Here is a 26090-nt window from a genome sequence, read left to right on the forward strand (position 1 = left end):
ATGCTCGGGGCATGACCGAGAGCAACGCGCTTGACCCCGAGGACCGCAAGATCGTCACCCTGGCCCGTTCCGCGCGGGCCCGCAACGGCGTGGCCGAGGGTGCCGCCGTACGCGACGAGACGGGACGTACGTACGTCGCCGGGACCGTGGAGCTGGACTCGCTGCAGCTGAGCGCGCTCAGGACGGCGGTGGCGATGGCCGTGGCGTCCGGGGCGGAGTCGCTGGAGGCGGCGGCCGTGGTGACGGAGGCGCAGAGCGCGGCGGCCGAGGATCTCGCGGCCGTACGGGACCTGGGCGGGGCCGGTACGCCGGTGCTGCTCGCCGGGACCGACGGCGCGGTGCGGCGGACCGTGCCCGCGGAGTAGTCCGGAGCAGTCCGGAATTCATCCTTGCCGGGGTCCGTCTCTCGCGCATCAAGGGGACCGTACGTTCCGACGGGCCGTCAGATCCGCTCCGCGCGCAGAACCCCATGAGAGGCACACGCCTGGGCACCGGTGCGACACTCGCGGCCGGCTTCGGCGGCGGCACGACCGTCTTCACGGCCACCGAGAACCCGGCGATGGCCGCCGGTGACCCGGTCCGGGCCGGCCCGCTGCCCGGCACCGTGGCCCTGGGCGACAGCCTGGAGGCGTATGGCGGTTCGCTGACGATGACGGTCCGCATCACCATCACCTGCACGGCGACGGCGCCGCAGTCGCCGGGCCCGTTCGTGTTCTGAGCCGGTGGGCGGGCGTGGCTCCTCAGAGCGCGTCGGGGCCGCGCTCGCCCGTCCGGACCCGTACGACGGTCTCGACGGGCAGCGCCCACACCTTGCCGTCGCCGATCTTGCCGGTGTGCGCGGCCTTCACGATCGCGTCGATCACGGCGTCGGAGTCGGCGTCCTCCACGACCACCTCGATCCGCACCTTGGGCACCAGGTCGACCTGGTACTCGGCGCCGCGATACACCTCGGTGTGGCCGCGCTGCCGGCCGTAGCCGCTCGCCTCGGTCACGGTCAGACCGTGCACACCGAGCTCCTGGAGCGCCGACTTCACCTCGTCGAGGCGGTAGGGCTTGACGATCGCGGTGATGAGCTTCATGCCGTGGCCTTCTGGGGGGAAGAGAGCGGAGCAGCCGGCCGGGGCGCCTCGCCCCGGGACGCCGTGATCGTATGCGCTCCCGGCACGCTCCGTAAGGCCCCGGGGGACCCGTTGCCGGACGGGAGACGGACGTCTGTGCGGCGGGGCTCCGTGGATCAGGGAGAATGGGCGGCATGAGCGTTCGTACCCAGTCTTCCGAAGAGCCGGCCGAGGCCCGCCACAGGGCCGGCTTCGCCTGCTTCGTCGGCCGCCCCAACGCGGGCAAGTCCACCCTCACGAACGCTTTGGTCGGGCAGAAGGTGGCCATCACCGCCGACCAGCCGCAGACGACCCGGCACACCGTCCGCGGGATCGTGCACCGCCCGGACGCCCAGCTGATCCTGGTGGACACCCCCGGCCTGCACAAGCCGCGCACCCTGCTCGGCGAGCGGCTGAACGACGTGGTCCGCACGACGTGGGCCGAGGTCGACGTGATCGGCTTCTGCCTGCCGGCGAACGAGAAGGTCGGCCCCGGTGACCGCTTCATCGCCAAGGAGCTGGCGGCGATCAAGAAGTCCCCGAAGGTCGCCATCGTCACCAAGACGGACCTGGTCGACTCCAAGACGCTCGCCGAGCAGCTGATCGCGATCGACCAGCTCGGCAAGGAGCTGGGCATCGAGTGGGCCGAGATCGTCCCGGTGTCGGCGACCGCGAACAAGCAGGTCGACCTGTTGGCGGACCTGCTGGTCCCGCTGCTGCCCGAGGGCCCGCCCCTGTACCCCGAGGGTGACCTCACCGACGAGCCCGAGCAGGTCATGATCGCGGAGCTGATCCGCGAGGCGGCCCTGGAGGGCGTCCGCGACGAGCTGCCGCACTCCATCGCCGTGGTGGTGGAGGAGATGCTCCCCCGCGAGGACCGCCCCGCCGACAAGCCGCTGCTGGACATCCACGCCTTCGTCTACATCGAGCGCCCCAGCCAGAAGGGCATCATCATCGGCCCCAAGGGCAAGCGCCTGAAGGAGGTCGGCATCAAGTCCCGCAAACAGATCGAGGCGCTGCTGGGCACACCGGTCTTCCTGGACCTGCACGTGAAGGTCGCGAAGGACTGGCAGAGAGACCCCAAGCAGTTGCGCAAGCTGGGGTTCTGAGGGGGCGTCAGCCCTGGGTTCGGAGCACGTCCCGGTACCAGTGGTACGACGCCTTCGGGGTTCGCTCCAGGGTGTTGTGGTCGACGTGCACCAGACCAAAGCGGCGCGCGTACCCCTCGGCCCACTCGAAGTTGTCCAGCAGCGACCAGACGAAGTAGCCGCGGACGTCCACACCCGCCTCCGTCGCCCGGTGCAGGGCGCGGATGTGGCCGTCGAGGTAGGCGATCCGGTCCCGGTCGTCGAGGCCGTCGTACGAGCAGCCGTTCTCGGTGATGACGACGGGCGGGAGCCGGTTGCCGTAGCGCTCGTGGAAGCCGGTGAGCAGCTCCGTGAGCGCCTCCGGGACCACCGGCCAGCCGAAGTCGGTGACCGGGACGCCCTCGATCTCCCGCACCGAGAAGGGGAGTTCGGCGGGCATGGTGATCCCGCCGAACTCGATCTCGGTGCCCTGCGGGGCGCCCACCCTGGTCGGCGCGTAGTAGTTGATGCCGTACCAGTCGACCGGCTCCCCGATGACCTTCAGATCCGCCTCGACGTCGCCCGGCATCAACTCGCCGACCCCGGCCGGGTATGCGCCGAGCAGCACCGGGTCCGCGAACAGGCGGTTGAGCAGGACGTCGTAGAACTCGGCCGCCTCCACATCGGCGGGCTCCCGCGACGCCGACCAGGTCGGCGCGTGGGAGTTGGCGATCCCGACGTCCCTGACCCCGGCCGCGCGCAGCGCCCGTACGGCCAGACCGTGGGCGAGCAACTGGTGGTGGGCGACCGGGAGCGCGTCGAACAGGAGCCGCCGGCCCGGGGCATGGGTGCCGAGGGCGTGGCCCAGCAGGGTGTGCTCGGCGGGCTCGTTGAGGGTGATCCACTTGTGCACGCGGTCCCCGAGCCGCTCGGCCACCACCGACACGTACTCGGCGAACCGGGCGGCCGTGTCCCGCTCCAGCCAGTCCCGGCCGACCGGCAGATCCCAGTGGAAGAGCGTGGGCACCGGACGGACGCCCGCCGCGCACAGCTCGTCCACCAGCCGGTCGTAGAAGTCCAGCCCGCCGGGGGAGTTCACCCGCGGCCAGGAGACGGAGAAGCGGTAGGCGTCCACGCCGAGCCCGGCCAGCAGCGCCACGTCCTCGCGGTAGCGGTGGTAATGGTCGCAGGCCACCGCCGCCGTCGAGCCGTCCTTCACCCGGCCCGGCACCTGCGTGAACGCGTCCCACACGGACGGCTCGCGCAGCTCGGCCGCGCCCTCGATCTGGTGCGCGGACGTCGACACGCCCCACAGGAAGCCCGCCGGGAACCGGGGTACCGGATGCTCTTGAGTCGCCATGCGCGGGATCATCGGCACCCGGGAGACGGGGTGTCAACGGCCCGGCGGAGACGGGCGGTTACGCGCCTTCCTTGAGGACTCTGGTGATCAGCGTGCGCTGTTCCCCCGTCAGCCGGGGATCGGAGCAGTACACGGTCCTTCCGTCCACCGTGATCTGGTAGCTGAACCCGTCGGGCACCCCGACCGGCGGCGTGCCCCGGCCCGCGGCGACCGCCTGCTCGGCCAGGGCGTGCCACTCGAGTGCGTCGGGCCGGCCCGAGGTGTCCACCTCGGCGTGCCGCTCGATGCCCGCGAATCCGCCCGTGCGCCTCACCTGAATACGCATGGGACCTGTCTAGTACGGAATCAGCGGGTGCGCACCCCGACCTGTTCCCACGCCTTGCGCACGGCCTGCACCTCCTCGCTGCCGTCGCCGTACCGTGCCTGCGCGGCGGCGGCGGTCAGCGTGGCGAAGTCGGCGAACAGGGCCTGCGTCGTGAGCTCGCCGCCGGTCAGCACGTCGTACCAGATCTGCCCGGCGCGCTCCCAGGCGTGGCCGCCGAGGGCGGTGGCCGCGAGGTAGAACGCGCGGTTGGGGATGCCGGAGTTGATGTGCACGCCGCCGTTGTCGCGGCCGGTGCGGACGTAGTCGTCCATCGTCGCGGGCTGCGGGTCCTTGCCGAGGACGTCGTCGTCGTAGGCCGTGCCCGGCTCCTTCATGGAGCGCAGCGCCTTGCCGGTCACCCGCGGGGCGAGCAGCCCGGCGCCGATCAGCCAGTCGGCCTCGGCGGCGGTCTGGCCGAGCGTGTACTGCTTGATGAGCGCGCCGAAGACGTCCGACACCGACTCGTTCAGGGCGCCGGGCTGGCCGAAGTAGGTCAGGTTCGCGGTGTACTGCGTGACGCCGTGGGCGAGTTCGTGCCCGATGACGTCGATGGGGATGGTGAAGTCGAGGAAGATCTCCCCGTCCCCGTCGCCGAACACCATCTGCTCGCCGTTCCAGAAGGCGTTGTTGTAGTCCTTGTCGTAGTGCACGGTCGCGTCCAGCGGCAGCCCGCCGCCGTCGATGGAGTCGCGCTGGAAGGCCTGGAGGAAGAGCTCGAAGGTGGCGCCGAGGCCCGCGTAGGCGCGGTTGACGGTGGCGTCCTTGCCGGGCTCCTCGCCCTCCGCGCGGACCTTGCTGCCGGGCAGGTCGGTGCCGTGCCGTGCGTCGTACACCGTGCGCCGCGGGGTGCCGGGCCGGGCGCCGGGGGGCGCGGGGACGGCGGGGGCGCCGAGCACGGTGGTCAGCCGGCGGTGGGTGCGCTCGTAGGCGTCGCGCTGGAGGGTCCTGCGGGCCGGGCCGGCGAGCACGGGGTCCTCGGCCCGGGCGAGCTTGTCGAGGACATGGGGCGGTACGACGGTGCAGAAGACGGGCTCATGGCCCCCGTTGGTCGTCATGCCCGGCACCATTGCACTGCGTGACGACTCTGTCACTAGCCGCCACCATGATTGGTGAAATGTCCGACAAGGCGCCCGGCGAGCGGTCACGCAGTGGTATGGCACACTTTTTGTCCCGTTCGTCCCGACGGTCCCGCATACTGATACGCACCGCCGCATCGCGGGCGGCTCGGCTAGCATGCTGCGCATCATGCTTTTCGGGCTGCTCCTTCTTAGCTGCCGCGGCGAGGGCCTGTAGTCCAGGTCGACTCCCTCCCCGCGGAGCTTCGCGTTGCGTCGTCGGCCGTCCTTCCGGACATCCTGAGGAGCCCCGCAATCATGGCGAACCGCCAGCAGCCCAGTTCCATGCCGATCCACAAGTACGGCCGGTACGAGCAGGTCGACATCCCGGACCGCACCTGGCCGGAGCAGCGCATCACCACCGCCCCCCGCTGGCTCTCCACCGACCTGCGCGACGGCAACCAGGCCCTGATCGACCCGATGTCGCCCGAGCGCAAGCGCCGGATGTTCGACCAGCTGGTCAAGATGGGCTACAAGGAGATCGAGGTCGGCTTCCCCGCCTCCGGCCAGACCGACTTCGACTTCGTGCGGTCGATCATCGAGGAGCCCGGGGCCATCCCCGACGACGTCACGATCTCCGTACTGACCCAGGCCCGCGAGGACCTGATCGAGCGCACCGTGGAGTCCCTGAAGGGCGCCAAGCGGGCCACCGTCCACCTGTACAACGCCACCGCGCCGGTCTTCCGCCGGGTGGTGTTCCGCGGCTCCCGGGACGACATCAAGCAGATCGCCGTCGACGGCACCCGCCTGGTCATGGAGTACGCCGAGAAGCTGCTGGGCCCGGAGACGGAGTTCGGCTACCAGTACAGCCCCGAGATCTTCACCGACACCGAGCTGGACTTCGCGCTGGAGGTCTGCGAGGCGGTGATGGACGTCTACCAGCCCGGCCCGGGCCGCGAGATCATCCTCAACCTGCCCGCCACGGTCGAGCGTTCGACCCCCTCGACGCACGCCGACCGCTTCGAGTGGATGGGCCGCAACCTGTCCCGCCGCGAGTACGTCTGCCTGTCGATCCACCCGCACAACGACCGCGGCACCGCCGTCGCCGCCGCCGAGCTGGCGCTGATGGCCGGCGCCGACCGCGTCGAGGGCTGCCTGTTCGGCCAGGGCGAGCGCACCGGCAACGTCGACCTGGTCACCCTGGGCATGAACCTCTTCTCCCAGGGCGTCGACCCGCAGATCGACTTCTCCGACATCGACGAGATCCGTCGTACGTGGGAGTACTGCAACCAGATGGAGGTCCACCCGCGCCACCCGTACGTGGGCGACCTGGTCTACACGTCCTTCTCCGGCTCCCACCAGGACGCCATCAAGAAGGGCTTCGACGCCATGGAGGCCGAGGCGGCCGCGAAGGGCGTCACCGTCGACGACATCGAGTGGGCGGTCCCCTACCTGCCGATCGACCCCAAGGACGTCGGCCGCTCCTACGAGGCGGTCATCCGGGTCAACTCGCAGTCCGGCAAGGGCGGTATCGCGTACGTCCTGAAGAACGACCACAAGCTGGACCTGCCGCGCCGGATGCAGATCGAGTTCTCCCGGCTCATCCAGGCCAAGACGGACGCCGAGGGCGGCGAGGTGACCGGTGCCGCGATCTGGTCGGTGTTCCAGGACGAGTACCTGCCCAACCCCGAGAACCCGTGGGGCCGGATCCAGGTCAGGAACGGGCAGTCGACGACCGACACCGACGGTGTGGACGTGCTGCGCGTGGAGGCGACCGTCGACGGTGCGGACACCGTGCTGACGGGTACCGGCAACGGTCCGATCTCGGCCTTCTTCGACGCCCTGCAGTCCATCGGCATCGATGTGCGGCTGCTGGACTACCAGGAGCACACGATGAGCGAGGGCGCGTCCGCGCAGGCCGCGTCGTACATCGAGTGTGCGATCGACGGCAAGGTGCTGTGGGGGATCGGGATCGACGCGAACACGACGCGGGCCTCGCTGAAGGCGGTCGTCTCCGCCGTGAACAGGGCTGCGCGGTAACCAGCGACTACTGGGGTGCCGCGGGGGGTTGCGTGTCGGCTGCGAGCTCGTCGTGGCTTGGCGCGCAGTTCCCCGCGCCCCTGGGCAGGTGTCCCTGGCCCGGCGTATACAAGCCAATCCCTGTGCAGGTCACGGAAAGGTCTCGTCCAAGGTGCTGACTAGGTCGGCGGGATGTGGCTAACATCACGCAAGCGCGGCGATGTTGCCGCGAGGTCACGCGGAGGTGCGACGTGCTGCCAGGACGGGGACGAAACGGCCGTGCCGCGAGGCCTGCGCGCATCCTGGGCAACCGGACCGCGTGGACGGCCGTCGGCGACGGCGAGTTCTTCTGTCCCGGCTGCGGAGGCGACCGCAACTACCAGCGGCTGACCGGCCGGCGCCGGTTCACCCTGCTGGGCGTACCGGTGCTGCCGCGCGGTGAGACCGGGCCCGTGGTGGAGTGCGCGGCCTGCCGCCGGCACTTCGGCACCGACGTCCTGGACCACCCCACCACCACCCGCTTCTCCGCGATGCTCCGCGACGCCGTCCACACCGTCGCCCTCGCCGTCCTCGCCGCGGGCGGCTCCTGTGCCCGTACGGCCCTGGAGACCGCCGCCTGCGCGGTCCGCGCGGCCGGTTTCGACGACTGCACCGAGGAGCAGCTGGACGCCCTGGTCGAGGCCCTGGCCGCCGACACCGGGCGCGTCCTGGGCGAACCCTGCGGAGCGGGCCTGGCCATAGAGCTGCACGAGGCCCTGGACCCCCTCGCTCCGCACCTGGCCCCCGCAGGCCGCGAGTCGATCCTCCTCCAGGGCGCCCGCATCGCCCTCGCGGACGGCCCGTACACCCCCGCCGAGCGGGAAGTCCTGAGCACCGTGGGCGCGGCGCTGACGATCTGCGGGGACGACGTGACCCGGCTGCTGGCGGCGGCCCGTACTCCGTCCTAGTACTCCCCGGGGAGTAACAGCGGCTTTCCGCCACCCCCGGAAGTAGCGTCCACCTCGCCCTCGCGCCCGACGAACACGGCCCTTCGCGCCGGGAGTCTGGAGACGACCCAGACACCGCACCGGAGGGGGCCCGTCTGATGGGGGCCGTAAGAACATCCGTACGACGACGGCGGGGCATTCCCTGGCTCGTGCTCGGGCTGTGGATCGTCGTGCTGGCGATCGCCTCGCCGTTCGCCTCGAAACTCGCCGACGTGCAGCGGGACCGGGCCGTCGACTATCTGCCGGCCGGCGCGGACTCCACGCAGGTCGCCAGGATCCAGGAGCGGCTGCCCGGCGGCGAGACCACGCAGATGATCGTGGTCTACCACCGGGACGGCGGGCTCACCGAGGCCGACAAGGCCACCGCCGCCGATCAGATCGCCGAGATCGCCGGGGCACACCGGCTGACCGGTGAGCCCGCCGGGGTGCCGTCGAAGGACGGCACCACCCTGATGTACCCCGTCGCCAGCAACGAGCCCGGCACCGACGAGAAGGCCCGGGACGAACTCGTCAACGACGTGCGGGACGTCGCCCTGGGCGGCGACGGGCTGAACGTGGAGGTGGGAGGCGAGGGCGCCCTCGCCACCGATGCCGCCGAGGTCTACAACTCGCTCGACGGGCCCCTGCTCTACACCACCGTCGCCGTGGTGGCGCTGCTGCTGATCGTCATCTACCGCAGCCCGTTCCTCTGGCTGGTGCCGCTCGTCGTCGCCGGGGTCGCCAACTACCTGTCCATGGCCGTCGCCTACGGGCTCAACCAGTGGTTCGGCACATCCGTGTCCGGCCAGAGCTCCGGGATCATGACGATCCTCGTCTTCGGCGCGGGCACCGACTACGCCCTGCTGCTCGTCGCCCGCTACCGCGAGGAACTGCGCCGCGTCGAGCGGCCGTACGACGCCATGACCGCCGCGCTCAAGGGCTGCGGGCCCGCCGTGCTCGCCTCCTCCGGGACCGTCGCCGCCGGACTGCTCTGTCTGCTCGCCGCCGATCTCAACTCCAGCCGGGGCATGGGTCCGCTCGGCACCGTCGGGGTGCTGTGCGCGCTCGTCGCCATGCTGACGCTGCTGCCCGTCGTCCTGGTGCTGCTCGGCCGGCGCGTGTTCTGGCCGCTGATCCCGCGCTACGGCAGCACCCCCAAGGTCCGCCGGTCGCTGTTCGCCGCGATGGGCAGCTCCGCCGGGCGCCGGCCGGTGACCGTGCTCGTCGGCGGTGCCCTGCTGCTCGGAGCGCTCGCGCTCGGCACGTTCAACCTGCCCGGCAATCTCAAGCAGGAGGACTCCTTCACCAGCAAGCCCGACGCGGTCGCCGCCATGGAGACGCTCGCGGCGGCCTACCCCGAGCGCTCCACCCAGGCCATCACCGTCATCACCCCGGCCGACCGCGCCGAGGCCACCCTCGACGCCGTCCGCGGCACCGAGGGCGTCGACAGCGCCGCGCCCGGACGTACCGGAGAGGGCTGGACCGAGATCTCCGTGCTCGCCGCCGCGGCACCGCAGTCCGCGGGGGAGACCGCGACCATCGACGACCTGCGCGACCGGCTCGACGGCTCCTATGTGGGCGGACCGAGCGCCGAGCAGATCGACCTGAAGGACACCAACGCCCGCGACCGGATGATCGTCGTGCCGATCGTGCTGGTGTCCGTGTTCCTCATCCTGGTCGCGCTGCTGCGCTCGATCGTGGCGCCGCTGATCCTGGTGGCGGCCGTGGTCGCCGTGTGGGCCGCCGCCCTCGGCATCGGCGGGCTGGTCTTCGGGCCGGTGTTCGGGTTCGAGGGCACGGATCCGGGGCTCGGACTGCTCTCCTTCGTCTTCCTGGTCGCCCTCGGCGTCGACTACGGCATCTTCCTGATGCACCGGATGCGCGAGGAGTCCCTGAACGGCGCCGAACCCGTCCCGGCCGCGCTGACCGCGCTGCGCACCACGGGCGGGGTCATCGCCTCCGCGGGCCTGGTCCTCGCCGCCACCTTCGCGGTGCTCACCAGCATGCCGATGGTGCAGCTCGTCGAGCTGGGCTTCGTCATCGCCGTCGGCGTGCTCCTCGACACCTTCCTGGTCCGCACCTACCTGGTGACCAGCGCCAGCGTCGCCCTGCGCCGCAAGCTGTGGTGGCCGGGCGCCCTGTCCAAGGAGCCGGAGAACCCCGTACCCCCGAAGGAACCGGAGCGGATCACCGCAGCCGCTCATTGACCGACCAGGCGCCCCTCCCTCCCGGAGGGGCGCCCTCGCAGCGGAAGATGACCTCGTGCAGCCAAACACCCCAGCGGCGCGTCCCCGGATCGGCGAGCGGATCATGGCCGCGATCAACCGCGACCCGACCACCGCCCCGCACGGCACCCGCAACGACACGCTGCTCGCCGCGGTGGCGGCCGGTGCGGCCGTCTGCCTGGCGCTGGTCAGCGACGACGCCCGCCGGCCCGACGCCCTCGGCTGGACACTCCTGATCGCCGCCCATGTGCCGCTGGTGTGGCGGCGGCGCGGGCCGCTGCTCGTGTTCGCGGCGGTGGTCGCGCTCGTCCTGCCGTACCACGCCCTCGACAACAACCACAGCGCGCCCGTCCCCGCCTCCTTCATCGCGCTGTACACGGTCACCGTCACCCAACGCCCCGCCCGCACCCTCCTGGTGACCACCGCCGGCCTCAGCCTCTCCCTGGCCGCGATGCTCACCTTCGGCGAGCACAAGCAGGCCGCCGAACTGCTGCGTATCTACGGCTGGGTCCTCGCCGTCGTCTTCGTCGGCATCGACGTGCGCTACTACCGCCAGTACATCGCCGCCATCGTCGAACGCGCCGACCGCGCGGAGCGCACCCGCGAGGAGGAGGCCCGCCGCCGGGTCGCCGAGGAACGCCTGCGCATCGCCCGCGACCTGCACGACCTGCTCGCCCACAGCATCACCCTCATCGGGGTGCAGACCTCGGTCGCCGCCCATGTACTGGCCGCCGACCCCGGGCGCCTGGACCGGGAGACGGTCGCCAAGGCCCTCGACGACATCGCCGAGACCTGCCGCAGCGCGCGCGGCGAACTGCGCACCACCCTGGAGGTGCTGCGCGAGCCCGGCACGGACGGGCGCGGCCCGCTGCCCGGCCTCGACGGACTGCCCGACCTGGTGGAGGCGGCCCGGCTCGCGGGCGCGAAGGTACGGCAGACGGTACGGATCCGGCAGGCGCCCCCCGCCGTCGGCGCCGCCGCCTACCGCATCGTGCAGGAGGCGCTCACCAACGCCGTACGGCACGCCGGACCCGAACCGGCCGTCCTCGTCGACCTGCACGAGGAGGACGGCGCCCTGCACCTCGCGGTCAGCGACGACGGCACCGGGGCGGCCCCCGGGAAAGCGCCGGGCTTCGGGCTGGTCGGCATGCGCGAGCGCGCCCGCAGCGTGGGCGGCACCCTCGACGCCGGGCCGTGCCCGGGGGGCGGCTTCCGGGTGACCGCCGTACTGCCGCTCGGCGGAACCCCCGTGACCGCCGCACTACCGCTGGGAGGAGCCACGTGACCATCCGCGTCCTGCTCGCCGACGACCAGACCCTCGTCCGGGCCGCGTTCGCCATGCTCGTCGAGTCCGCGCCGGACATGGAGGTCGTCGCACAGGCCGGCACCGGTCGGGAGGCGCTGGAGCTGGCCCGCACCGAGCGGGCCGACCTGGTGGTGATGGACATCCGCATGCCCGACCTCGACGGCATCGAGGCCACCCGGCTGATCGCGGCCGACGAGGACCTGGCCGGGGTGCGGGTGCTGGTGCTGACGACGTACGACACCGACGAGCACATCGTGGAGGCGCTGCGGGCCGGGGCCTCCGGCTTCATGGTCAAGGACACCCGTCCGGCGGAACTCCTGGACGCGATCCGCACGGTCGCCGCCGGTGAGGCACTGCTGTCGCCGGGCCCCACGGCACGGCTGATCGCGCGATTTCTGCGCAGTCCCTCGACCCCGGCCGTGGGCGGTCCCGAGTGCCTCTCCGAGCGGGAGCGCGGGGTGCTCACGCTGGTCGCGCGCGGCCTCAACAACACTGAGATCGCCGAGGCGTTGGGGCTCAGCCCGCTCACCGCGAAGACCCATGTGAGCCGCATCATGGGCAAGCTCGGGACGCGTGACCGGGCGCAGCTGGTGATCGTCGCCTACGAGTCGGGGCTGGTGACTCCGGGAACCATGTGACGGAAAGGTCAATACCTGACATTCCGTCAAGGGAGCTCGATGACCCTCCTGACCCGCACACTCCTCGTCACCGCAGTACTTCTCACCCCGCTCACCGCGACCGGCCGGGCCTCGGCGGCCGCCGACTGCACGTCCTCCGTCCCGTACGTCTCGGGGCAGGGCGGCTACCACACGTACCGCATCCCGGCGACGATCACCACCCGCCTCGGCACCCTGCTGGCCTTCGCCGAGGGCCGGCACGACGGCGCGGGCGACACCGGGAACATCGACGTCGTCGTCAGACGCTCCTCCGACGGCGGCTGCACCTGGGGCCCCCTGAGAGTGGTGGCCACCGGGAACGGCGACACCCGGGGCAACCCGTCGCCGGTGGTGGACCCCCGTACGGGCGCGATCGTCCTGGTCACCTCCTACAACGGCGGCACGGTGACCGAGGGCCAGATCATGCGGGGCGAGGTGACACCGGAGCAGAGCCGCCGGGTCTTCGTCCAGAAGAGCTGGGACGACGGCATGCGCTTCAGCGCGCCGCGGGACATCACCGACCAGGTGAAGCGGACGAACTGGCGCTGGTACGCCACCGGCCCCGGACACGCCGTCGCCCTCCGCCACGGCGCGCACCCGGGCAGGCTGGTGGTCCCGTCCAACCACTCGGCCGCCCCGCCGCCCGGTTCCGCCGACTCCGGCCAGGAGCCCAAGTACTACGGCGGCCACGCCATCTACAGTGACGACGGCGGCACCACCTGGCACATGGGTTTCATGGACGACGTCTACGACAACAGCCACAACGCCAACGAGACCGCGGCCGCCGAACTGCCCGACGGCAGGATCTACTTCAACGCCCGCGACCAGCACGGCGCCGACATCGGCCACCGGATCGACAGCTGGTCGGCGGACGGGGCGCGGACCCTGGTCCGCCCGTACGCGATCCAGCCCACCCTCAACGAGGTGCCGGTGGTGCAGGCGAGCGTCCTCCAACTCCCCGGCCTCGGGGCACCCCTGCTGTTCGCCGGGCCCTCGGTGCCCACCTCGCGGCAGTCCATGGCGGTGTGGCGCAGCACCAACGGCGGGGTGACGTTCACCAAGGCGGTGACCCTGTCCCAGCAGCGGGCCGCCTATTCCGACCTGGTCCAGGTCGACCCGGCGACGGTCGGGGTCCTGTACGAGACGGGGGCGAAGAGCCCCTACGAGACCATCGAGTTCCGCCGGCTGCCGGTGAACGCGCTCTAGAGCAGCCCCGCCGCGGCGAGGAACTTGCCGACCCGTTCGGTCTCCTCGGCGCCGAGCGGCACCTGGGGCTCCGCGGTCGCCGGGCAGTCGATGATCCCGCGCAGATGCAGGGCCGCCTTGAAGGCGCCGAGCGCCGAGGAGCTGCCGCCCATCCGGGTGGGGTCGCCGGCCCGGACCATGCCGAACAGGGCGCACAGCCGCTCCTGTTCGGCCCGGGCCCGGTGCAGGTCGCCGGCCCGGCACAGGCGGTCCAGCCGGACGTAGCCGTCCGGGTCGACGTTGGCGAGGCCGGGCACCGCGCCGTCCGCGCCCAGCGCGAGCGCGGCGTCGACGAGCAGCTCGGAGCCGGTCAGCAGGGTGAAGCCGGTGAGGCCGGGGCGGGCGCGGGCGCCGGTGACGATCGCGCGGAAGCCGGCCAGGTCGCCGCTGGAGTCCTTGAGCCCGGCCAGCACGCCCTCGGCGGCCAGCTCCAGGACCAGCTCGGCGGGGAGCTTGGTGTGCACGGCGGCCGGGATGTCGTAGGCGAGGACGGGGACCGGGCTCCCGGCGGCGATCAGCCGGTAGTGCCGGGCGATCTCGGCGGGGTGGGTCGCGGTGTAGAACGGGGCCGTCGCCACCACCGCGTCCGCCCCGGCCGCGACCACCTCGCCCACGTGGTCCAGCACCCGGGGGGTCGTCATGTCGATCACCCCGGCCAGCACCGGCAGCCGGCCGCCCACGTGCCGGGCCACCGTCTCCACCACGAGCCGCCGCTGCCGGTCCGTCAGGTAGGCCGCCTCGGAGGTCGAGCCGAGCACGAACAGGCCGTGCACTCCGCCGTCCATCAGATGGTCGACCAGCCTGAGCAGTGAGGGGACGTCGACCTCGCGGTCCGGTGTCAGGGGGGTGCAGACGGGTGGGACGACACCGGTGAGCGTGTTCATGAGGGCTCCGTTGCGGGCTGTGCCAGGTCGCGGGTCGACCGGTCCTCCTCGACAGGATGGTGGCAGCGGTACCGGTGCCCCGGGGTGGACGCGTCGGAGAAGGCGGGCATCTGCTGTGCGCACAGCTCCGTCGCCTTCCAGCACCTCGTCCGGAAGGGGCAGCCGCTGGGCGGCCGGGTGGCCGAGGGGACCGGTCCGGTCAGCGGGATCGGGTCGACCGGGTCCAGCAGGCCGGGGGTGGCGGAGAACAGTGCGCGGGTGTACGGGTGACAGGAGCGGTCGGTCACCCGGTCGGCCGGGGTCTCCTCCACGATCCGGCCCAGGTACATGGTGATCACGCGGTCGCTCATCCGGCGGACCGTCTGGATGTCGTGCGAGACGAAGACCAGGGACAGGCCCAGGCGCTCCTTGAGGTCGAGCAGGAGGTTGAGGATCTGGGCGCGGACCGACACGTCCAGCGCGCTGGTCGGTTCGTCCGCCACCACCAGGTCCGGGTCGAGCGCCAGGGCGCGGGCGATGGCGACGCGCTGCCGCTGACCGCCGGAGAGCTGGCCGGGGAGAGCGTCGGCGAGGGCCCGGGGCAGACCCACCAGGGCCATCAACTCCGTTACCTTTTCCTCCCGTTCGCGGCGGGTGCCCTCCTCGTGGACGTCCATCGGGTCGCGCAGGATCCGCCGGATGGGCAGGCGCCGGTTCAGGGCCGTCGAAGGGTCCTGGAAGATCATGCCGGTGCTGCGGCCCACGGTCCGGCGCCGCTCGTCCGCCGACATGCTCCACAGGTCACGCCCCCGGAAGGCCACCGTCCCGGCGGTCGGCCGCTCCACCCCCACCAGCACCTTCGCCAGCGTCGACTTCCCGCACCCCGACTCGCCCACGACCCCGACGGTCTCACCGGGCGCCACGGCGAGATCGGCACCGGTCAACGCGTACACCCGGTCCCGCGCGAACAGCCCGCCGCTGCGGGCCTTGTGGACGACGTCGGTGCCGGAGAGTTCGACGATCGCGCTCATGTCACGGCCTCCGTCGTCGTGGGGTTGTCCGCGGGGTGGGCGGGGCGCCCGTCACGCCGACCGTCTTTCCGGGGGCGGCCATGGTCGGGTCGGTGCCGGTCAGCGGGGTAGCCCTCGGTCCGCGCGAACAGCCCGCCGCTGCGGGCCTTGTGGACGACGTCGGTGCCGGAGAGTTCGACGATCGCGCTCATGTCACGGTTTCCGTCGGGTGTGCTCACTGCACGGCCTCCGTCGGCGCCAGGGTGACCGCCGGGTGGTGGCAGGCGGCCGTGTGGGTGGGGGTGCCCAGCAGGTCGGGCGGGGTGGTGCGGCAGTGTTCCGTCGCCCGGGGGCAGCGGTCGGTGAAGCGGCAACCGGCGGGGAAGTCCGCGGGGGACGGGACGACGCCCTTGATCTGCGTCATCCGCTCGGCGGCCCCCTCCAACGACAGCACGCTGCCGAGCAGCCCGCGCGTGTAGTGGTGGGCCGGTGCCTCCACCAGGTCCGCGGTCACCCCGGTCTCGACGACCTGTCCGCCGTACATCACCACCACCCGGTCGGTGACGTCCGCGATCAGGGCCAGGTCGTGCGAGACCAGGATCAGCGCGAAGCCCAGCTCCTCGCGCAGCCGTAGCAGCAGCGCCATGATCTGCGCCTGCACGGTGACGTCCAGCGCGGTCGTCGGCTCGTCGGCGACGATCAGTTTCGGGTCCCGGGACAGGGCCATGGCGATCAGCACGCGCTGGCGCTGGCCGCCGGAGAGCTCGTGCGGGTAGCTGCGCAGGGTGCGCTCCGGGTCGAGGCCGACCAGGGTGAGCAGCTCCCCGGGGCTGCGCCGGCCACCGCGCCGTACGACCTGCTTGAGCTGGGCGCGGATGGTCATCGCCGGGTTCAGGGAGGACAGGGCGTCCTGGTAGATCATCGCCATCTCGTGGCCGAGCAGTCTGCGCCGCGCCCGCATCGGCTCGGCCAGCAGGTCCCGGTGGTGGAAGCGGACCTGACCGCTGACCCGGGCGCCCCTGGGCTGGAGCCCCATGACGGTCAGCGCGGTGAGCGACTTGCCGCAGCCCGACTCGCCGACCAGGCCCAGCACCTCGCCGGGCTGCACCTCGAAGCTGATGCCGTCGACGATGTCCACGCCCCGGTGGCGCCCCTCGAAGCCGATGGCGAGGTTCTCCACCGCCAGCACCGGCTGGGCCCCCGTGGGCAGCGGCCGGGCCCGCGTCCGCAGCCGGCGGGCCGCCTCGGCCAGGCCGGGCAGGGCGACCACCGTGCCGCCGCCCGGCTCGGGCGCCTCGACCGGGTCCGCCTCCTCGGGGACCTCCACCTCGCGGGCCGCCGGTGCCGCCCACGCGTCCGAGACGCCCTCGGACAGGATGTTCAGCGAGAGCACGGTGAACAGGATCACCAGGCCCGGGAAGACCGTCGCCCACCAGCCCCCGGTCAGCACCATGTTCTTGCCGTCCGCGATGACACTGCCCCAGGACGGGTCGGGCGGCCGCACCCCCGCGCCGATGAAGGACAACGACGCCTCGAACACGATGGCCTCGGCGACCTGCACGGTGCAGAAGACCAGCACGGGGGCCGCGCAGTTGACGGCCACGTGCCGCCACACGATGTGGGGGGTGCGAGCGCCGATCACCCGTTCCGCGGTGACGTAGTCCTCGCCGTACTGGTCGACGACGTTGGCGCGCACCACACGGGCCACCGGCGGGGTGAACAGGAAGGCGATGGCACAGATCAGGACGATGATCCCGCCGCCGAACACGGCCACCAGGACGGCCGCGAGGGCGATCCCGGGGAACGCCATCACCACGTCCAGGCAGCGCATCAGCGTCTCGTCGACCGCCTTGCGGGAGGTCGCCGCGACCGCCCCGATCAGCGCGCCCGCCACCAGGGCGAGCCCGGTGGCGCCGAGGCCGATGGCCAGGGACCAGCGGGCCCCGTACATCAGCCGGCTGAGGATGTCCCGGCCCAGGCTGTCCTGGCCCATCCAGTACGCGGTGGAGGGATGCCCGGTGCCGTCGACGGGCGGCTGCTGGTCCAGCGGATCGTGCGGGGCCAGCAGCGGCGCGAACACGGCGACGACGACCACCAGCACCAGGAAGCAGAGCGCCAGCTTCGACATCAGGGGCAGCCGCCGCCGGCCGCGCAGCCGGATGCCGGGGCGGGAGAGGGCCTCGGTGAGGCTCCTGCGCGTCATGATCATGCGGTCGCATCCCTCAGTCGCGGGTTGACCAGCAGGTAGAGCACGTCGATCACGAGGTTGACGATCACGAAGCCGAACGCCGTGGTCAGCACCACGCCCTGGACGACCGCGGGGTCGCCGTTCTTCACCGCGTCGATCATCAGCTTGCCCATGCCGGGCAGCGAGAAGATCGTCTCGATGACGACCGCGCCGCCCAGCAGATAACCGACCCGCAGTCCCAGCACGGTCAGCGGATTGACGAGGGCGTTCCTGAGCACGTTCCGGCCCACCACCACCCGGGGCGGCAGCCCGCTGCCGATCGCCGTACGGACGTAGTCCTTGTCCAGTTCCTCCACCACCGAGGTCCGCACGATCCGGGTGAGCTGGGCCGCCACCGGCAGGGACAGGGCGAGCGCGGGCAGCGTCATCGTCTTCAGCCAGCCGGTGAAGGAGTCCGCCGGGTTGATGTAGCCGCCCGCCGGGAACCAGCCGAGGTCGACCGCCAGGTACTGGATCATCAGCAGCGCCAGCCAGAAGCCGGGCGCGGCCACGCCGGTCAGCGAGACGACCCGGATGATCTGGTCCGGCAGCCGGTCCCGGTAGACGGCCGCGGTGACGCCGCCGAACAGCGCCAGCACCATGGCGATGCCGAGGCCGAGGAAGGTGAGCTGCATGGTGAGCGGCAGGGCGGTCAGCACTTGGTCGATCACCTCGCCGCGGGTGAGCGCGCTGATGCCCAGGTCGCCGTGGAGCAGGGCGCCCACGAAGGCGAGGTAGCGCACCGGCAGCGGGTCCAGCAGGCCGTTGTCCTCGCGGAACCGGTGCAGTTGCTCGGGGGTGGGGTTCGCCCCCTGGAAGAAGGCGGACGCCGGGTCGGCGTCCGAGAAGCGCATCACCACGAAGACGAACAGCACGATGCCGAGCATCAGCGGGACGAGCAGCAGGACACGGCGGAGCAGGATCCGCAGGACCGCGGTCATCCGTTAGGCCCACTTCGCCTGGAGCACGTTGATACCGGGGTACGGCTGTGCCCTTATCCCGGCGAGGAGGCCCGCGTTCCAGGCCGTCATCAGCTCGTTGTGCACGACCGGGTAGAGCACGGCCTGCTCGGCGACGACGTCGATGTACTCCTGGATCATCGTCTTCTTCCGCTCCGGATCCGGCTCCTGGATGGCCCGGTCCATGTCCTTGAAGAGCTGCCGGGCGACCGGGTCGGTGGCCCAGCGGGTGTAGCCCATCCACAGGTTGTCGGGGCCGTAGTTGTAACGCATGATCAGGTCGGGGTCGAGGCCGAACTGGTTGGGGTTCGAGGCGGCGGCGACGACCTGGTAGTCCTGCTTCTGGTCCAGCTTGGTGAACACGGCCGTCGTCTCCTGCGGGGACAGGGTCGTCCGCACGCCGATCGCGTCCCAGGAGGACTTGATGGTCGGCAGGCAGTCCACGATCCAGCTGACGTTCACCGCCAGGATGTCGATCTCCAGCCCGCTGACCCCGGCCTCCTTCAGCAGCGCCCTCGCCCGGTCGGGGTCGTGGTCGTAGACGGTCCTGGCGCGCCGGTAGGCGGGGTTGGCCTCGTTGAGGAAGGAGCTCGACGGCTTGCCGTGGCCCTTGAGGGCGACCTCGACCAGCTTCTCGGTGTCGATGGCGTAGTGCAGGGCCTGGCGGACGCGGACGTCGTCGAAGGGGCGGTGCCGGGTGTTGAACATCAGGAACAGGTTGTTCATCCCGGCCCCGCCCCCGACCGTGAGCCCGCTGCTCTGGAGCTGCCCGATGTTGGCGTAGGGGATGTTGTCGGAGATCTGCGCGCCGGCGCCGGCGCCCGAGATGCGGGCCACGCGGGGGGCGGCGTCCACGATGGTCAGCCAGTTCATCTTCTTGAAGGCGGGCCTGCGCGGGCCGTTGTAGGCGGCGAACGCCTCGAAGGTGGTGTGGGACTTCGGGTGGTGCGCGGTCTGCCGATAGGGGCCCGAACCGATCGCCTTGCCCCGGATGGCGTCGTCCCAGCCGCCGGGCCGGGAGTAGACGTGCTCCGGCATGATCTTGGCGAGGGTGAGCCGCGAAAGCCCCTCCGGGAACGGGAACTTGAGCACCAGTTCCACGTTGCGCGCGTCGACCTTGCGTACGTCCTTCAGCCAGCTCGCGAAGAAGCCCTTGGCGAGGGTCTGGGTCCTCGGGTCGAGGATCCGGTCGAAGACGAACACCACGTCGTCGGCGGTGACCGGCTCGCCGTCGTGGAAGGTCGCGCCCTCGCGGAGGGTGAACCGCCAGGTGGTGGCGTCGGGGTCGGCCGGCGCCCGGGTGGCGAGGGCCGCGTACGGCTCGCGGGAGATGGGGTCGGTGTCCAGCAGACCCTCGTAGATGTGGTTGTTGGCGGCCGTGCAGAACGCCGACGCGGTCTGGGTGGGGTCCCAGCTGCCGTCGTTGCCGTAGCCGATGACCGCGGTCAGCGTCCGGTTCGCGCCGCCCGCCCCGCTGCCGGTGTCGATGGTGGACGCGGGCCCCATCGAACAGGCCGACAGGGACGCGGAGGCGACCGCGCCCAGCGCGCCGGTCTGCTTCAGGAAGGTCCGGCGACCGGGCGCCGCCACGCCGCGGGTCACGTCGCGCACGGTTCCTCCAGGAGGACGGGGTGGGGGGGAGGGGAGATACGGCGTCCTGGGTCCTGCCAGTCAGCCGCGACCATAGGAGGGGGGATGGGGACGGTCAAGGCATCCCGCGCGGATGGCCTAGAACGGGATAAATCGGACCGGTGGGGCGGTGGGCGCCGGGAGGGGGTGCCGACCCCTGTGCGGCACCCCCTCGTGCGCCGCTACGGCAGCGTCTTGGCGTACGACGTGTCCTGGCCGGAGTCGTGGACCAGCGTGCCGTCGGCGTCGTAGCCCTTGACCCGGGGCGCGACCGTGACCTGCTCGTTCAGGACGCCGGAGGCCGCGAACCAGCCGTGGTCCAGGGCCGCCTCGCTGGTGGCGCCGCCGTAGGAGACGGTGACCTTCGCGACCGAGGAGGGGTCGACGGTACCGATCACGCCCCACCGGAAGGGGAGCGCCCACTTGCCCTTGTCGAGGAACGACTGAACCTGGGCGGATTCGGTTGCCCGGGATCCGGGGCCGGGTTGGAATACCTCCATGACCGGCGAGGAACAGTGGGACGAGCGGGCCCCCGGAGTGCTCCGGCTGCCCTCGGGGCGGCTGATCCGGGGCCGGGCGCTGCGCCGCCCCCCGGCCCCGGACGCGCCGCCGCCGTCGTACGGCGTCTACCTGCTGGGCCGGCGGCCGCCCGAGGTCCCCTGGGAGTCCCGCTGGCTGTGCTGGCCCGACTTCCGGCTCCCGGCCGACCGTGCGGCGGCCCGTGCGGTGCTGGCCGAGGTCTGGCGGCGGGCCGCGGGCGAGCGGGTGGAACTCGCCTGCGGCGGCGGGCGCGGCCGTACGGGGACGGCGCTGGCCTGTGTCGCGGTGCTGGACGGCGTACCGGCCGGGCAGGCGGTCGCGTACGTCCGCCGCCACTACGACCCGCGGGCGGTGGAGACGCCGTGGCAGCGGCGGTACGTACGGCGGTTCGGCTGAGCGGTGACGGGGCCTCAGTCGCAGTGGACGTCCCGGGCGGGCCGCTCACCGGTGGCCAGGAAGCGGGAGACCAGCCGGTCGCCGCACTCGGTGCCGTTGGCGAGGTAGGCGTCGTGGCCGGTGGCGTCGTTGACCACCATGACCGCCCGCTCACCGAGCGCCTCGCGCAGCTTCCTCGCGCCGCTGAGCGGGGTGGCCGGGTCGCGCTCGTTCTGTATGAGCAGGAAGTTGGACGGACCCCGGTCGGTGATCCGCACCGCCGGCTCCCTCTGCGGGAACGGCCAGGCCGCGCAGAGCATGGCGTTGCGCGGCATGCCCGCCGTCAGCGGGTACTTCGCGCGGCTCTCGGTGACGCCCTTCTGGTACACGGCGGCGTCCGTCGGCCACGCGGAGTCGTTGCAGATGCTCCCGGCGCCCACCCCGAGGTAGTTCTGCAGCACCTCCTCGGGTGGGGACGGCGGCGCGGGCGGCACCTCGCCCTTCTCCGCGGCCCGGATCAGCTGCGCGAGGCCGGGGAAGTCGTCCGGGTCGTACATGGCCGAGAGCATGGCCTGGCGCAGTTCATTGCCGTCCAGCACCGGCGGGTTGGCGCCGGGCCGGGGGAGCGGCTCGCGGTCGAGCCGGGCGGCCAGGGCCAGGAACCGCACGCGCACCTCCTCGGGAGTACGGGCCACCCGGTCCGGGTTGCCGGGCCGCGACGCCCACCTGGCGAACGCGGGGAAGACGTCCTCCACGCCCTGCTCGAACGCGGCCAGCCAGGCCCGCACCACCCGGTCGGGATCGGGGTTGTTGTTGCTGTCCAGCACGAACCGGTCGGTGCGGTGCGGGAACAGCTGGGCGTAGACGGCGCCGACATAGGTGCCGTACGACACGCCCCACGCGGACACCTTCCGCTCGCCGAGCGCGGCCCGGACGCGGTCGAGGTCGCGGGCCTGGTTGGCGGTGTTGATGTGCCGGATCAGCTCGCCGCCGTTCTCGGCGCAGGCGGCGGACACCCGCCGGGCGGTGGTCATGTTCTCGGTGACGGAGCCGTCGACGGCGGGCCAGGGCCGCAGTCTGGAGGCGGCGAGGTCGCCGTACTCCACGTCGCAGGTGACGGTGGTGGAGGGGGCCATCCCGCGCGGGGCGAATCCGATCAGGTCGTAGGCGTCCCGCACCTTCTGCGGGAGCCGCTGCCCCTTGCCCGACGGGTCGCCGAGGCTGTCGCCGCCGGGGCCGCCGGGGATCAACAGCAGGGCGCCCCGGCGGGCCGCGGGATTCTCGCTGGGGATACGGGAGATGACGATGTCGATCGTGCGGCCGCCGGGGTCGGCGTAGTCCATCGGTACCGGGACGGTCGCGCACTGCTGCCGTGGATCGAGCCCGTCCCCCTCGCACGCGCTCCACTCGAGGGCCTCGGCACGGCCGCCGCCGCCGTCGAAGGCGCCGGCCGGTACGGCGAGACCGAGGACGACCGCGGTCGCGGCGATCAGGGCTGCACTTCTCGTGATCTGCTGCATGCACAGCAGCCTGGCGGATCTTGACGGCACGTCACATCCGGGTAACGCCCTGTGTTCCGGGGGGATTACCCCCATCTCCGGGCTCGGGGTGACCCCTCCGGGTCACAGGTGCAGCGTCATCACCAGCCGGTCCTCGCCGGGCCCGAAGTAGTCCTCGCGCACGCCCTCCTGCGACGAGAACCCGATCGACCGGTACAGCATGATCGCGGCGGCGTTGGTCGGCTCGACCGTCAGTCCGACCTCGCGCACGCCCTCGGTGCGCAGCCGGCGCAGCACCTCCAGCATCAGCCGCCGGCCGAGCCCCCGGCCGCGCTGGTCCCGGGTGACGCCCAGGCTCATGATCCAGCCCCGGCGGCCGTCGGAGGTGGTCGGGAAGAGGACATAGCCGTGCAGCCGCTCGCCGTCGTCCAGGACCAGCAGACGGTCGCCGTGGACGTCGTACAACTGCCGCAGGATGAAGTAGGGATAGGGCTCCGCGGGGAACGCCTCGCGGTCGACGCGGACGAGTTCGGGCAGGTCGGCCTCGGTGACGCCTCTCATCGTCAGGGGCCGGTCGATGAACGCCCGGTCGCGGAAGAGCGCATGGCCGGTGCGGCCGCCGCGCGAAGGGAAACGTTCCTCTGGAAGAACCGCCATGCCGCCCCCCTGCGGGTCCGGGTCAATTGCGCGTTGACACCCGTACGGGTGGTACGAGCGAGACGCGAGGGGTCTGCCTTTCGGGTGTGTTCGGCAGAGTTCCGACCATCTTGCGGGGGACGATCGGGCCGTTCAAGGCCGGATCAGGTCGCGGGAATCCATTCGCCCCCATGCGCCCCGCGTGCGCCCCGCCCGGGGTCGTTGTTCTGTCAGATTGGTGCAAGGGGGATCCGTGGTGCTCCCGCCGTTGGTACCGTTGATGAATGACCTTGCGCTCCTCGGGGGATGCCCAGCTGAATGCGGATGTGTCCTGGGCGGCATTCGACCCGATCGCCTATGTGGATCACAACTACCGCGACTTGCAGGCGGAAGACGCGGAGATCCTTTCCATCATCAGGGATCATTTCGGCGATCATTTTCCGAACCGTGGTGTCCGACCTGTTTCGGGAATCGACGTCGGCGCCGGCGCCAATCTCTACCCCGCGCTCGCGATGCTGCCCTGGTGCGACGAGATCACGCTCTTCGAGCGCTCGCCCGCCAACGTCCGCTACCTCCGGTCCCAGGTGGACTCCTACGACGGGAACTGGGACCAGTTCTGGCGCGTGCTGTGCAAGAACGACGCCTACGGCGCCCTGGACATGGACCCGCGGGCCCGCTTCCGGGACGTCGCCCGGGTGGCCGAGGGCAACCTCTTCGACCTGGTGCGGCACGAGGGCCGGTGGTCGATGGGGACGATGTTCTTCGTCGCCGAGTCGATGACCTCCTCCCACGAGGAGTTCGACCGGGGCGTCGAGTGCTTCCTGCGCGCCCTGGCCCCCGGGGCGCCCTTTGCCGCGGCCTTCATGGAGCATTCCAAGGGCTATCACGCGGGCGCGCATTTCTTCCCCGCCTGCGATGTGGGGGAGTCGGAGGTGTCCGCCAGCCTCGAGCGGTTCTCCGACGATTTCACGAGCGTCCGCTTGAAATCCTCGGCCGCGGTGCGGGACGGGTATTCCGGAATGATCGTCGCCTGTGGCCGGAGGAATTCGGATTCCCGGATTCCGCCGCTGGGTGACTGAAAACAGCGGAGGGGTTTTTCCTCCATTCCTGGCAGTGCGGCCTGTGTGAGGGGCATGGGATGCAGATCAAGCCACGCCAGCATCTGCTGGACATCTGGCAGGCGCTCGGTCGCCACTCGTTCGAAGCGGGGGAGTGGAACTGGGGCGAGTACGGCGGTGAGAGCAGCGTCGCCGACGCGGAGCGACTGCTCTGCCTCTTCTACCCGGCCACCGAGATCCCCGCGTTCCGGCTGGACGACCCGGACACCACCCAGGACGACGTCCAGCAGGTGCTGAAGAAGGCCGGCGGGCGCCTGGACATCCCCGCCAACCTCGTCACGGCCGCCGCCGAATTCATGCGCACCCACACCGGCGAGGACAAGCGGCCCACGTTCGCCGGGGGCTACTACTTCGGCGCCCGCGACCCGTCCGAGGAACTCACCGAGGAACAGCGCCGGCTCGGCGTCGTCGACTCCTACTCGATGTCCATCACCCTGTGCCTGGCCACCCTCGGCTTCCTCAAGGTCTACGAGAACAAGACCCGGCGCACCGACATCAAGGAGACCATCGCCGAACTGCGCTCCGCCACCAGCAGCCGGCTCACCGCCGCCATGGTCAGCCTGCTGCGCTCCTTCACCGTCAACGTCTTCGACACCGACTCCTCCCAGGGCCAGACCCTGTGCGAACTCCTCGGCCAGGGGCGGATGTCGCAGCGCCAGGTGCTGAAGAAGTTCCAGGACCGCTTCCGCCCGCTGCGGGCCGCGATCGTCGAGAGCCTCCAGCTCGGTATCGACGTCCAGGAAGGCCTGAAGGACGAGAGCCAGCTCTTCGAGTGCGGCTGGGCCTGGACTTTGGTGAAGGACGCCCCCGAGGTCGAGACCGGCGAACCCATCGGACCGCAGCCCGAGGGCACCGCCAACGCCGTGCCCTACCTGTACTTCACCGTCGTCGCCCTCGACGGCATCCAGGACCTGTTCTCCGACCGCACCCTCACCCTCGGCCTGCTCAACACCGAGCAGCAACGGCTCGCCGAGGCGCTCCGCCTGCGCTGGGAGCTCACCCAGCAGTACTGGTCCCGGATCGCCCGCTTCGACGCCGACCGCTGGCCCCTGGAGGACATCCCCTGGCGTACGACGGGACAGAAGCTGGAGTCCGAGTACTTCTCCCTCTCCGTCGCCGCCATCCTCGTGCACGACCTGATGCGCCGCCGGGCCACCGACGAGGACCTCAACCGCACGGTCACCATCATGGAGCGCCTCGCCGAACGCGGCCGCATCACCAGCCGGATGACGGTGGACGACCCCATGGTCCACGCCCTGCACAACGTCGGCGTCGCCCTGCCCCTGCAAGGCAGCGACCGGCTCGGACCGCTGATGACCTGGTCCATGAGCGACTTCTCGGCGCAGCTGCTGAAGCGGACCGTCCAACTGTGCACGCTCTCCCGCAACCTGACCGCGCACGACCGGCTGCTCGGGCTCGCCGAGGCCATCTTCGACCACATGTGGCGCCGCCGGATCCGCGACGGCGAGGGCGCGGGGCTCTGGGACAACGTCCACGCCGCCTACCCCGAGGCCGACATCCTCAAGCGGCGCGTCCCGGTGTCCTGGAGCATCACCGAGCGCGTCACCGAAGTGATGGTGCAGGCCCACCAGATGTACCAGCAGCCGCCGATCCGCAGCCTCGAACTGATCGAGCTGGCCAAGGCGCTGCTCTCCGAGGCCGCCCATCTCCTCGGCAACGAACAGATGGAGCCCGCCCCCAAGGACGACGGCCGGCACGGCATGCAGCTGCGCCAGATCGAGGTCAAGCTGCGCCGCGCCCGGCTCCTCGTCGACGAACAGCCCGGCACCGCCTACTCGCTGGCCCTCGACGTCCTCGGGCAGCTCGACGCCCTCGGCCGGGCGCGCGAAGCCGCGGCCCAGGGAGTGTGACCCG

At 71.5% G+C, this 26090-nt stretch carries 24 protein-coding genes and 1 pseudogene; 12 read left to right on the forward strand and 13 right to left on the reverse strand.

The window, feature by feature from the left end:
• Positions 1-11: 11 nt before the first annotated feature.
• A complete protein-coding gene (locus tag ACWD11_RS27055; protein WP_451286086.1) occupies positions 12-365 on the forward strand; it encodes a cytidine deaminase in 354 nt (117 codons plus the stop codon).
• A 152-nt stretch (positions 366-517) separates the two neighbouring features.
• A pseudogene (locus tag ACWD11_RS27060) lies at positions 518-718 on the forward strand (hypothetical protein); the annotation flags it as partial.
• Positions 719-740: 22 nt separating this feature from the next.
• On the opposite strand, the gene ACWD11_RS27065 reads toward ACWD11_RS27060, so the two are convergent.
• On the reverse strand, positions 741-1079 hold the full coding sequence (locus ACWD11_RS27065) for a P-II family nitrogen regulator (protein ID WP_315888081.1): 339 nt from the start codon (positions 1077-1079) through the stop codon (positions 741-743).
• A 173-nt stretch (positions 1080-1252) separates the two neighbouring features.
• Here ACWD11_RS27065 and era point away from each other — a divergent pair, with 173 nt between their 5' ends.
• Positions 1253-2206, forward strand: coding sequence for a GTPase Era (gene era, locus ACWD11_RS27070; protein WP_389416107.1), 954 nt, complete (start codon positions 1253-1255; stop codon positions 2204-2206).
• A gap of 7 nt (positions 2207-2213) precedes the next feature.
• Here era and ACWD11_RS27075 read toward each other — a convergent pair whose 3' ends face one another.
• From ACWD11_RS27075 to ACWD11_RS27085, 3 genes are read right to left on the reverse strand one after another with little or no spacing between them, the layout of a single operon-like run.
• Positions 2214-3536 (reverse strand): GH1 family beta-glucosidase, encoded by a 1323-nt coding sequence (locus ACWD11_RS27075; protein WP_451286185.1) that lies wholly within the window; start codon positions 3534-3536, stop codon positions 2214-2216.
• A 46-nt stretch (positions 3537-3582) separates the two neighbouring features.
• Positions 3583-3849, reverse strand: a complete 267-nt coding sequence (locus ACWD11_RS27080) for a protealysin inhibitor emfourin (protein WP_389416108.1) — start codon at positions 3847-3849, stop codon at positions 3583-3585.
• Between the two features lie 20 nt (positions 3850-3869).
• Positions 3870-4943, reverse strand: coding sequence for a M4 family metallopeptidase (locus ACWD11_RS27085; RefSeq protein ID WP_451286088.1), 1074 nt, complete (start codon positions 4941-4943; stop codon positions 3870-3872).
• 318 nt (positions 4944-5261) lie between these two features.
• On the opposite strand from ACWD11_RS27085, the gene leuA reads away from it, so the two are divergent.
• The 6 genes from leuA (at position 5262) to ACWD11_RS27115 (ending at position 13320) form a co-directional block, all read left to right on the forward strand.
• Entirely contained in the window at positions 5262-6983 is a 1722-nt protein-coding gene (leuA, locus tag ACWD11_RS27090; RefSeq protein ID WP_389416110.1) for a 2-isopropylmalate synthase, read from the forward strand.
• Between the two features lie 230 nt (positions 6984-7213).
• Positions 7214-7909, forward strand: a complete 696-nt coding sequence (locus ACWD11_RS27095; protein WP_389416111.1) for a tellurite resistance TerB family protein — start codon at positions 7214-7216, stop codon at positions 7907-7909.
• Between the two features lie 137 nt (positions 7910-8046).
• Positions 8047-10134, forward strand: coding sequence for an MMPL family transporter (locus tag ACWD11_RS27100; protein WP_451286091.1), 2088 nt, complete (start codon positions 8047-8049; stop codon positions 10132-10134).
• 103 nt (positions 10135-10237) lie between these two features.
• Positions 10238-11437 (forward strand): sensor histidine kinase, encoded by a 1200-nt coding sequence (locus tag ACWD11_RS27105; RefSeq protein WP_451286187.1) that lies wholly within the window; start codon positions 10238-10240, stop codon positions 11435-11437.
• On the forward strand, positions 11434-12096 hold the full coding sequence (locus ACWD11_RS27110; RefSeq protein WP_451286093.1) for a response regulator: 663 nt from the start codon (positions 11434-11436) through the stop codon (positions 12094-12096). Before ACWD11_RS27105 ends, ACWD11_RS27110 begins: the two co-directional genes overlap by 4 nt.
• Positions 12097-12135: 39 nt before the next feature.
• Positions 12136-13320: a sialidase family protein gene (locus ACWD11_RS27115; protein ID WP_389416114.1), complete on the forward strand. Its 1185-nt coding sequence runs from the start codon at positions 12136-12138 to the stop codon at positions 13318-13320.
• Here the strand turns inward: ACWD11_RS27115 and ACWD11_RS27120 are convergent.
• From ACWD11_RS27120 to ACWD11_RS27150, 7 genes are all read right to left on the reverse strand, one after another.
• Positions 13317-14243: a dihydrodipicolinate synthase family protein gene (locus tag ACWD11_RS27120; RefSeq protein ID WP_451286095.1), complete on the reverse strand. Its 927-nt coding sequence runs from the start codon at positions 14241-14243 to the stop codon at positions 13317-13319. The genes ACWD11_RS27115 and ACWD11_RS27120 overlap by 4 nt on opposite strands.
• Positions 14240-15253 (reverse strand): oligopeptide/dipeptide ABC transporter ATP-binding protein, encoded by a 1014-nt coding sequence (locus ACWD11_RS27125; protein WP_389416116.1) that lies wholly within the window; start codon positions 15251-15253, stop codon positions 14240-14242. Before ACWD11_RS27125 ends, ACWD11_RS27120 begins: the two co-directional genes overlap by 4 nt.
• A complete protein-coding gene (locus tag ACWD11_RS27130) occupies positions 15250-15444 on the reverse strand; it encodes a hypothetical protein (RefSeq protein ID WP_451286097.1) in 195 nt (64 codons plus the stop codon). The genes ACWD11_RS27125 and ACWD11_RS27130 overlap by 4 nt, the downstream gene beginning before the upstream one ends.
• Positions 15445-15467: 23 nt before the next feature.
• Positions 15468-17441 (reverse strand): dipeptide/oligopeptide/nickel ABC transporter permease/ATP-binding protein, encoded by a 1974-nt coding sequence (locus tag ACWD11_RS27135; protein WP_451286099.1) that lies wholly within the window; start codon positions 17439-17441, stop codon positions 15468-15470.
• Positions 17438-18400: an ABC transporter permease gene (locus ACWD11_RS27140; protein WP_389416119.1), complete on the reverse strand. Its 963-nt coding sequence runs from the start codon at positions 18398-18400 to the stop codon at positions 17438-17440. The genes ACWD11_RS27135 and ACWD11_RS27140 overlap by 4 nt, the downstream gene beginning before the upstream one ends.
• Before the next feature lie 3 nt (positions 18401-18403).
• Positions 18404-20029, reverse strand: a complete 1626-nt coding sequence (locus ACWD11_RS27145; protein ID WP_451286101.1) for an ABC transporter substrate-binding protein — start codon at positions 20027-20029, stop codon at positions 18404-18406.
• A gap of 200 nt (positions 20030-20229) precedes the next feature.
• Positions 20230-20547 (reverse strand): hypothetical protein, encoded by a 318-nt coding sequence (locus tag ACWD11_RS27150; RefSeq protein WP_451286103.1) that lies wholly within the window; start codon positions 20545-20547, stop codon positions 20230-20232.
• Between ACWD11_RS27150 and ACWD11_RS27155 the strand changes: the two genes are divergently transcribed.
• Positions 20546-20983, forward strand: a complete 438-nt coding sequence (locus ACWD11_RS27155; protein WP_451286105.1) for a protein-tyrosine phosphatase family protein — start codon at positions 20546-20548, stop codon at positions 20981-20983. The genes ACWD11_RS27150 and ACWD11_RS27155 overlap by 2 nt on opposite strands.
• A 14-nt stretch (positions 20984-20997) precedes the next feature.
• On the opposite strand, the gene ACWD11_RS27160 is transcribed toward ACWD11_RS27155, so the two are convergent.
• Both ACWD11_RS27160 and ACWD11_RS27165 read right to left on the reverse strand, forming a co-directional pair.
• Entirely contained in the window at positions 20998-22482 is a 1485-nt protein-coding gene (locus ACWD11_RS27160; protein ID WP_451286107.1) for an alpha/beta hydrolase, read from the reverse strand.
• Between the two features lie 102 nt (positions 22483-22584).
• Entirely contained in the window at positions 22585-23118 is a 534-nt protein-coding gene (locus ACWD11_RS27165; protein WP_389416123.1) for a GNAT family N-acetyltransferase, read from the reverse strand.
• Positions 23119-23381: 263 nt separating this feature from the next.
• On the opposite strand from ACWD11_RS27165, the gene ACWD11_RS27170 reads away from it, so the two are divergent.
• Both ACWD11_RS27170 and ACWD11_RS27175 read left to right on the forward strand, forming a co-directional pair.
• On the forward strand, positions 23382-24176 hold the full coding sequence (locus tag ACWD11_RS27170) for an SCO2525 family SAM-dependent methyltransferase (protein ID WP_451286109.1): 795 nt from the start codon (positions 23382-23384) through the stop codon (positions 24174-24176).
• 59 nt (positions 24177-24235) lie between these two features.
• Positions 24236-26086, forward strand: a complete 1851-nt coding sequence (locus ACWD11_RS27175) for an SCO2524 family protein (RefSeq protein ID WP_451286111.1) — start codon at positions 24236-24238, stop codon at positions 26084-26086.
• The last annotated feature ends 4 nt before the right edge of the window (positions 26087-26090 follow it).

This window comes from Streptomyces sp. NPDC002776 (assembly GCF_053592195.1).

What these genes read in the sequence shown, in the direction of transcription:
- ACWD11_RS27075 (WP_451286185.1), bottom strand. Translation starts at nt 3,536, where the DNA reads ATGATCCCGCGCATGGCGACTCAAGAGCATCCGGTACCCCGGTTCCCG.
- ACWD11_RS27105 (WP_451286187.1), top strand. Translation starts at nt 10,238, where the DNA reads ATGGCCGCGATCAACCGCGACCCGACCACCGCCCCGCACGGCACCCGC.
- ACWD11_RS27100 (WP_451286091.1), top strand. Translation starts at nt 8,047, where the DNA reads ATGGGGGCCGTAAGAACATCCGTACGACGACGGCGGGGCATTCCCTGG.
- ACWD11_RS27160 (WP_451286107.1), bottom strand. Translation starts at nt 22,482, where the DNA reads ATGCAGCAGATCACGAGAAGTGCAGCCCTGATCGCCGCGACCGCGGTC.
- leuA (WP_389416110.1), top strand. Translation starts at nt 5,262, where the DNA reads ATGGCGAACCGCCAGCAGCCCAGTTCCATGCCGATCCACAAGTACGGC.
- ACWD11_RS27130 (WP_451286097.1), bottom strand. Translation starts at nt 15,444, where the DNA reads ATGAGCGCGATCGTCGAACTCTCCGGCACCGACGTCGTCCACAAGGCC.
- ACWD11_RS27125 (WP_389416116.1), bottom strand. Translation starts at nt 15,253, where the DNA reads ATGAGCGCGATCGTCGAACTCTCCGGCACCGACGTCGTCCACAAGGCC.
- ACWD11_RS27175 (WP_451286111.1), top strand. Translation starts at nt 24,236, where the DNA reads ATGCAGATCAAGCCACGCCAGCATCTGCTGGACATCTGGCAGGCGCTC.
- ACWD11_RS27165 (WP_389416123.1), bottom strand. Translation starts at nt 23,118, where the DNA reads ATGGCGGTTCTTCCAGAGGAACGTTTCCCTTCGCGCGGCGGCCGCACC.
- ACWD11_RS27115 (WP_389416114.1), top strand. Translation starts at nt 12,136, where the DNA reads ATGACCCTCCTGACCCGCACACTCCTCGTCACCGCAGTACTTCTCACC.
- ACWD11_RS27170 (WP_451286109.1), top strand. Translation starts at nt 23,382, where the DNA reads ATGACCTTGCGCTCCTCGGGGGATGCCCAGCTGAATGCGGATGTGTCC.
- ACWD11_RS27135 (WP_451286099.1), bottom strand. Translation starts at nt 17,441, where the DNA reads ATGATCATGACGCGCAGGAGCCTCACCGAGGCCCTCTCCCGCCCCGGC.
- ACWD11_RS27085 (WP_451286088.1), bottom strand. Translation starts at nt 4,943, where the DNA reads ATGACGACCAACGGGGGCCATGAGCCCGTCTTCTGCACCGTCGTACCG.
- ACWD11_RS27150 (WP_451286103.1), bottom strand. Translation starts at nt 20,547, where the DNA reads ATGGAGGTATTCCAACCCGGCCCCGGATCCCGGGCAACCGAATCCGCC.
- ACWD11_RS27080 (WP_389416108.1), bottom strand. Translation starts at nt 3,849, where the DNA reads ATGCGTATTCAGGTGAGGCGCACGGGCGGATTCGCGGGCATCGAGCGG.
- ACWD11_RS27155 (WP_451286105.1), top strand. Translation starts at nt 20,546, where the DNA reads ATGACCGGCGAGGAACAGTGGGACGAGCGGGCCCCCGGAGTGCTCCGG.
- ACWD11_RS27120 (WP_451286095.1), bottom strand. Translation starts at nt 14,243, where the DNA reads ATGAACACGCTCACCGGTGTCGTCCCACCCGTCTGCACCCCCCTGACA.
- era (WP_389416107.1), top strand. Translation starts at nt 1,253, where the DNA reads ATGAGCGTTCGTACCCAGTCTTCCGAAGAGCCGGCCGAGGCCCGCCAC.
- ACWD11_RS27065 (WP_315888081.1), bottom strand. Translation starts at nt 1,079, where the DNA reads ATGAAGCTCATCACCGCGATCGTCAAGCCCTACCGCCTCGACGAGGTG.
- ACWD11_RS27055 (WP_451286086.1), top strand. Translation starts at nt 12, where the DNA reads ATGACCGAGAGCAACGCGCTTGACCCCGAGGACCGCAAGATCGTCACC.
- ACWD11_RS27140 (WP_389416119.1), bottom strand. Translation starts at nt 18,400, where the DNA reads ATGACCGCGGTCCTGCGGATCCTGCTCCGCCGTGTCCTGCTGCTCGTC.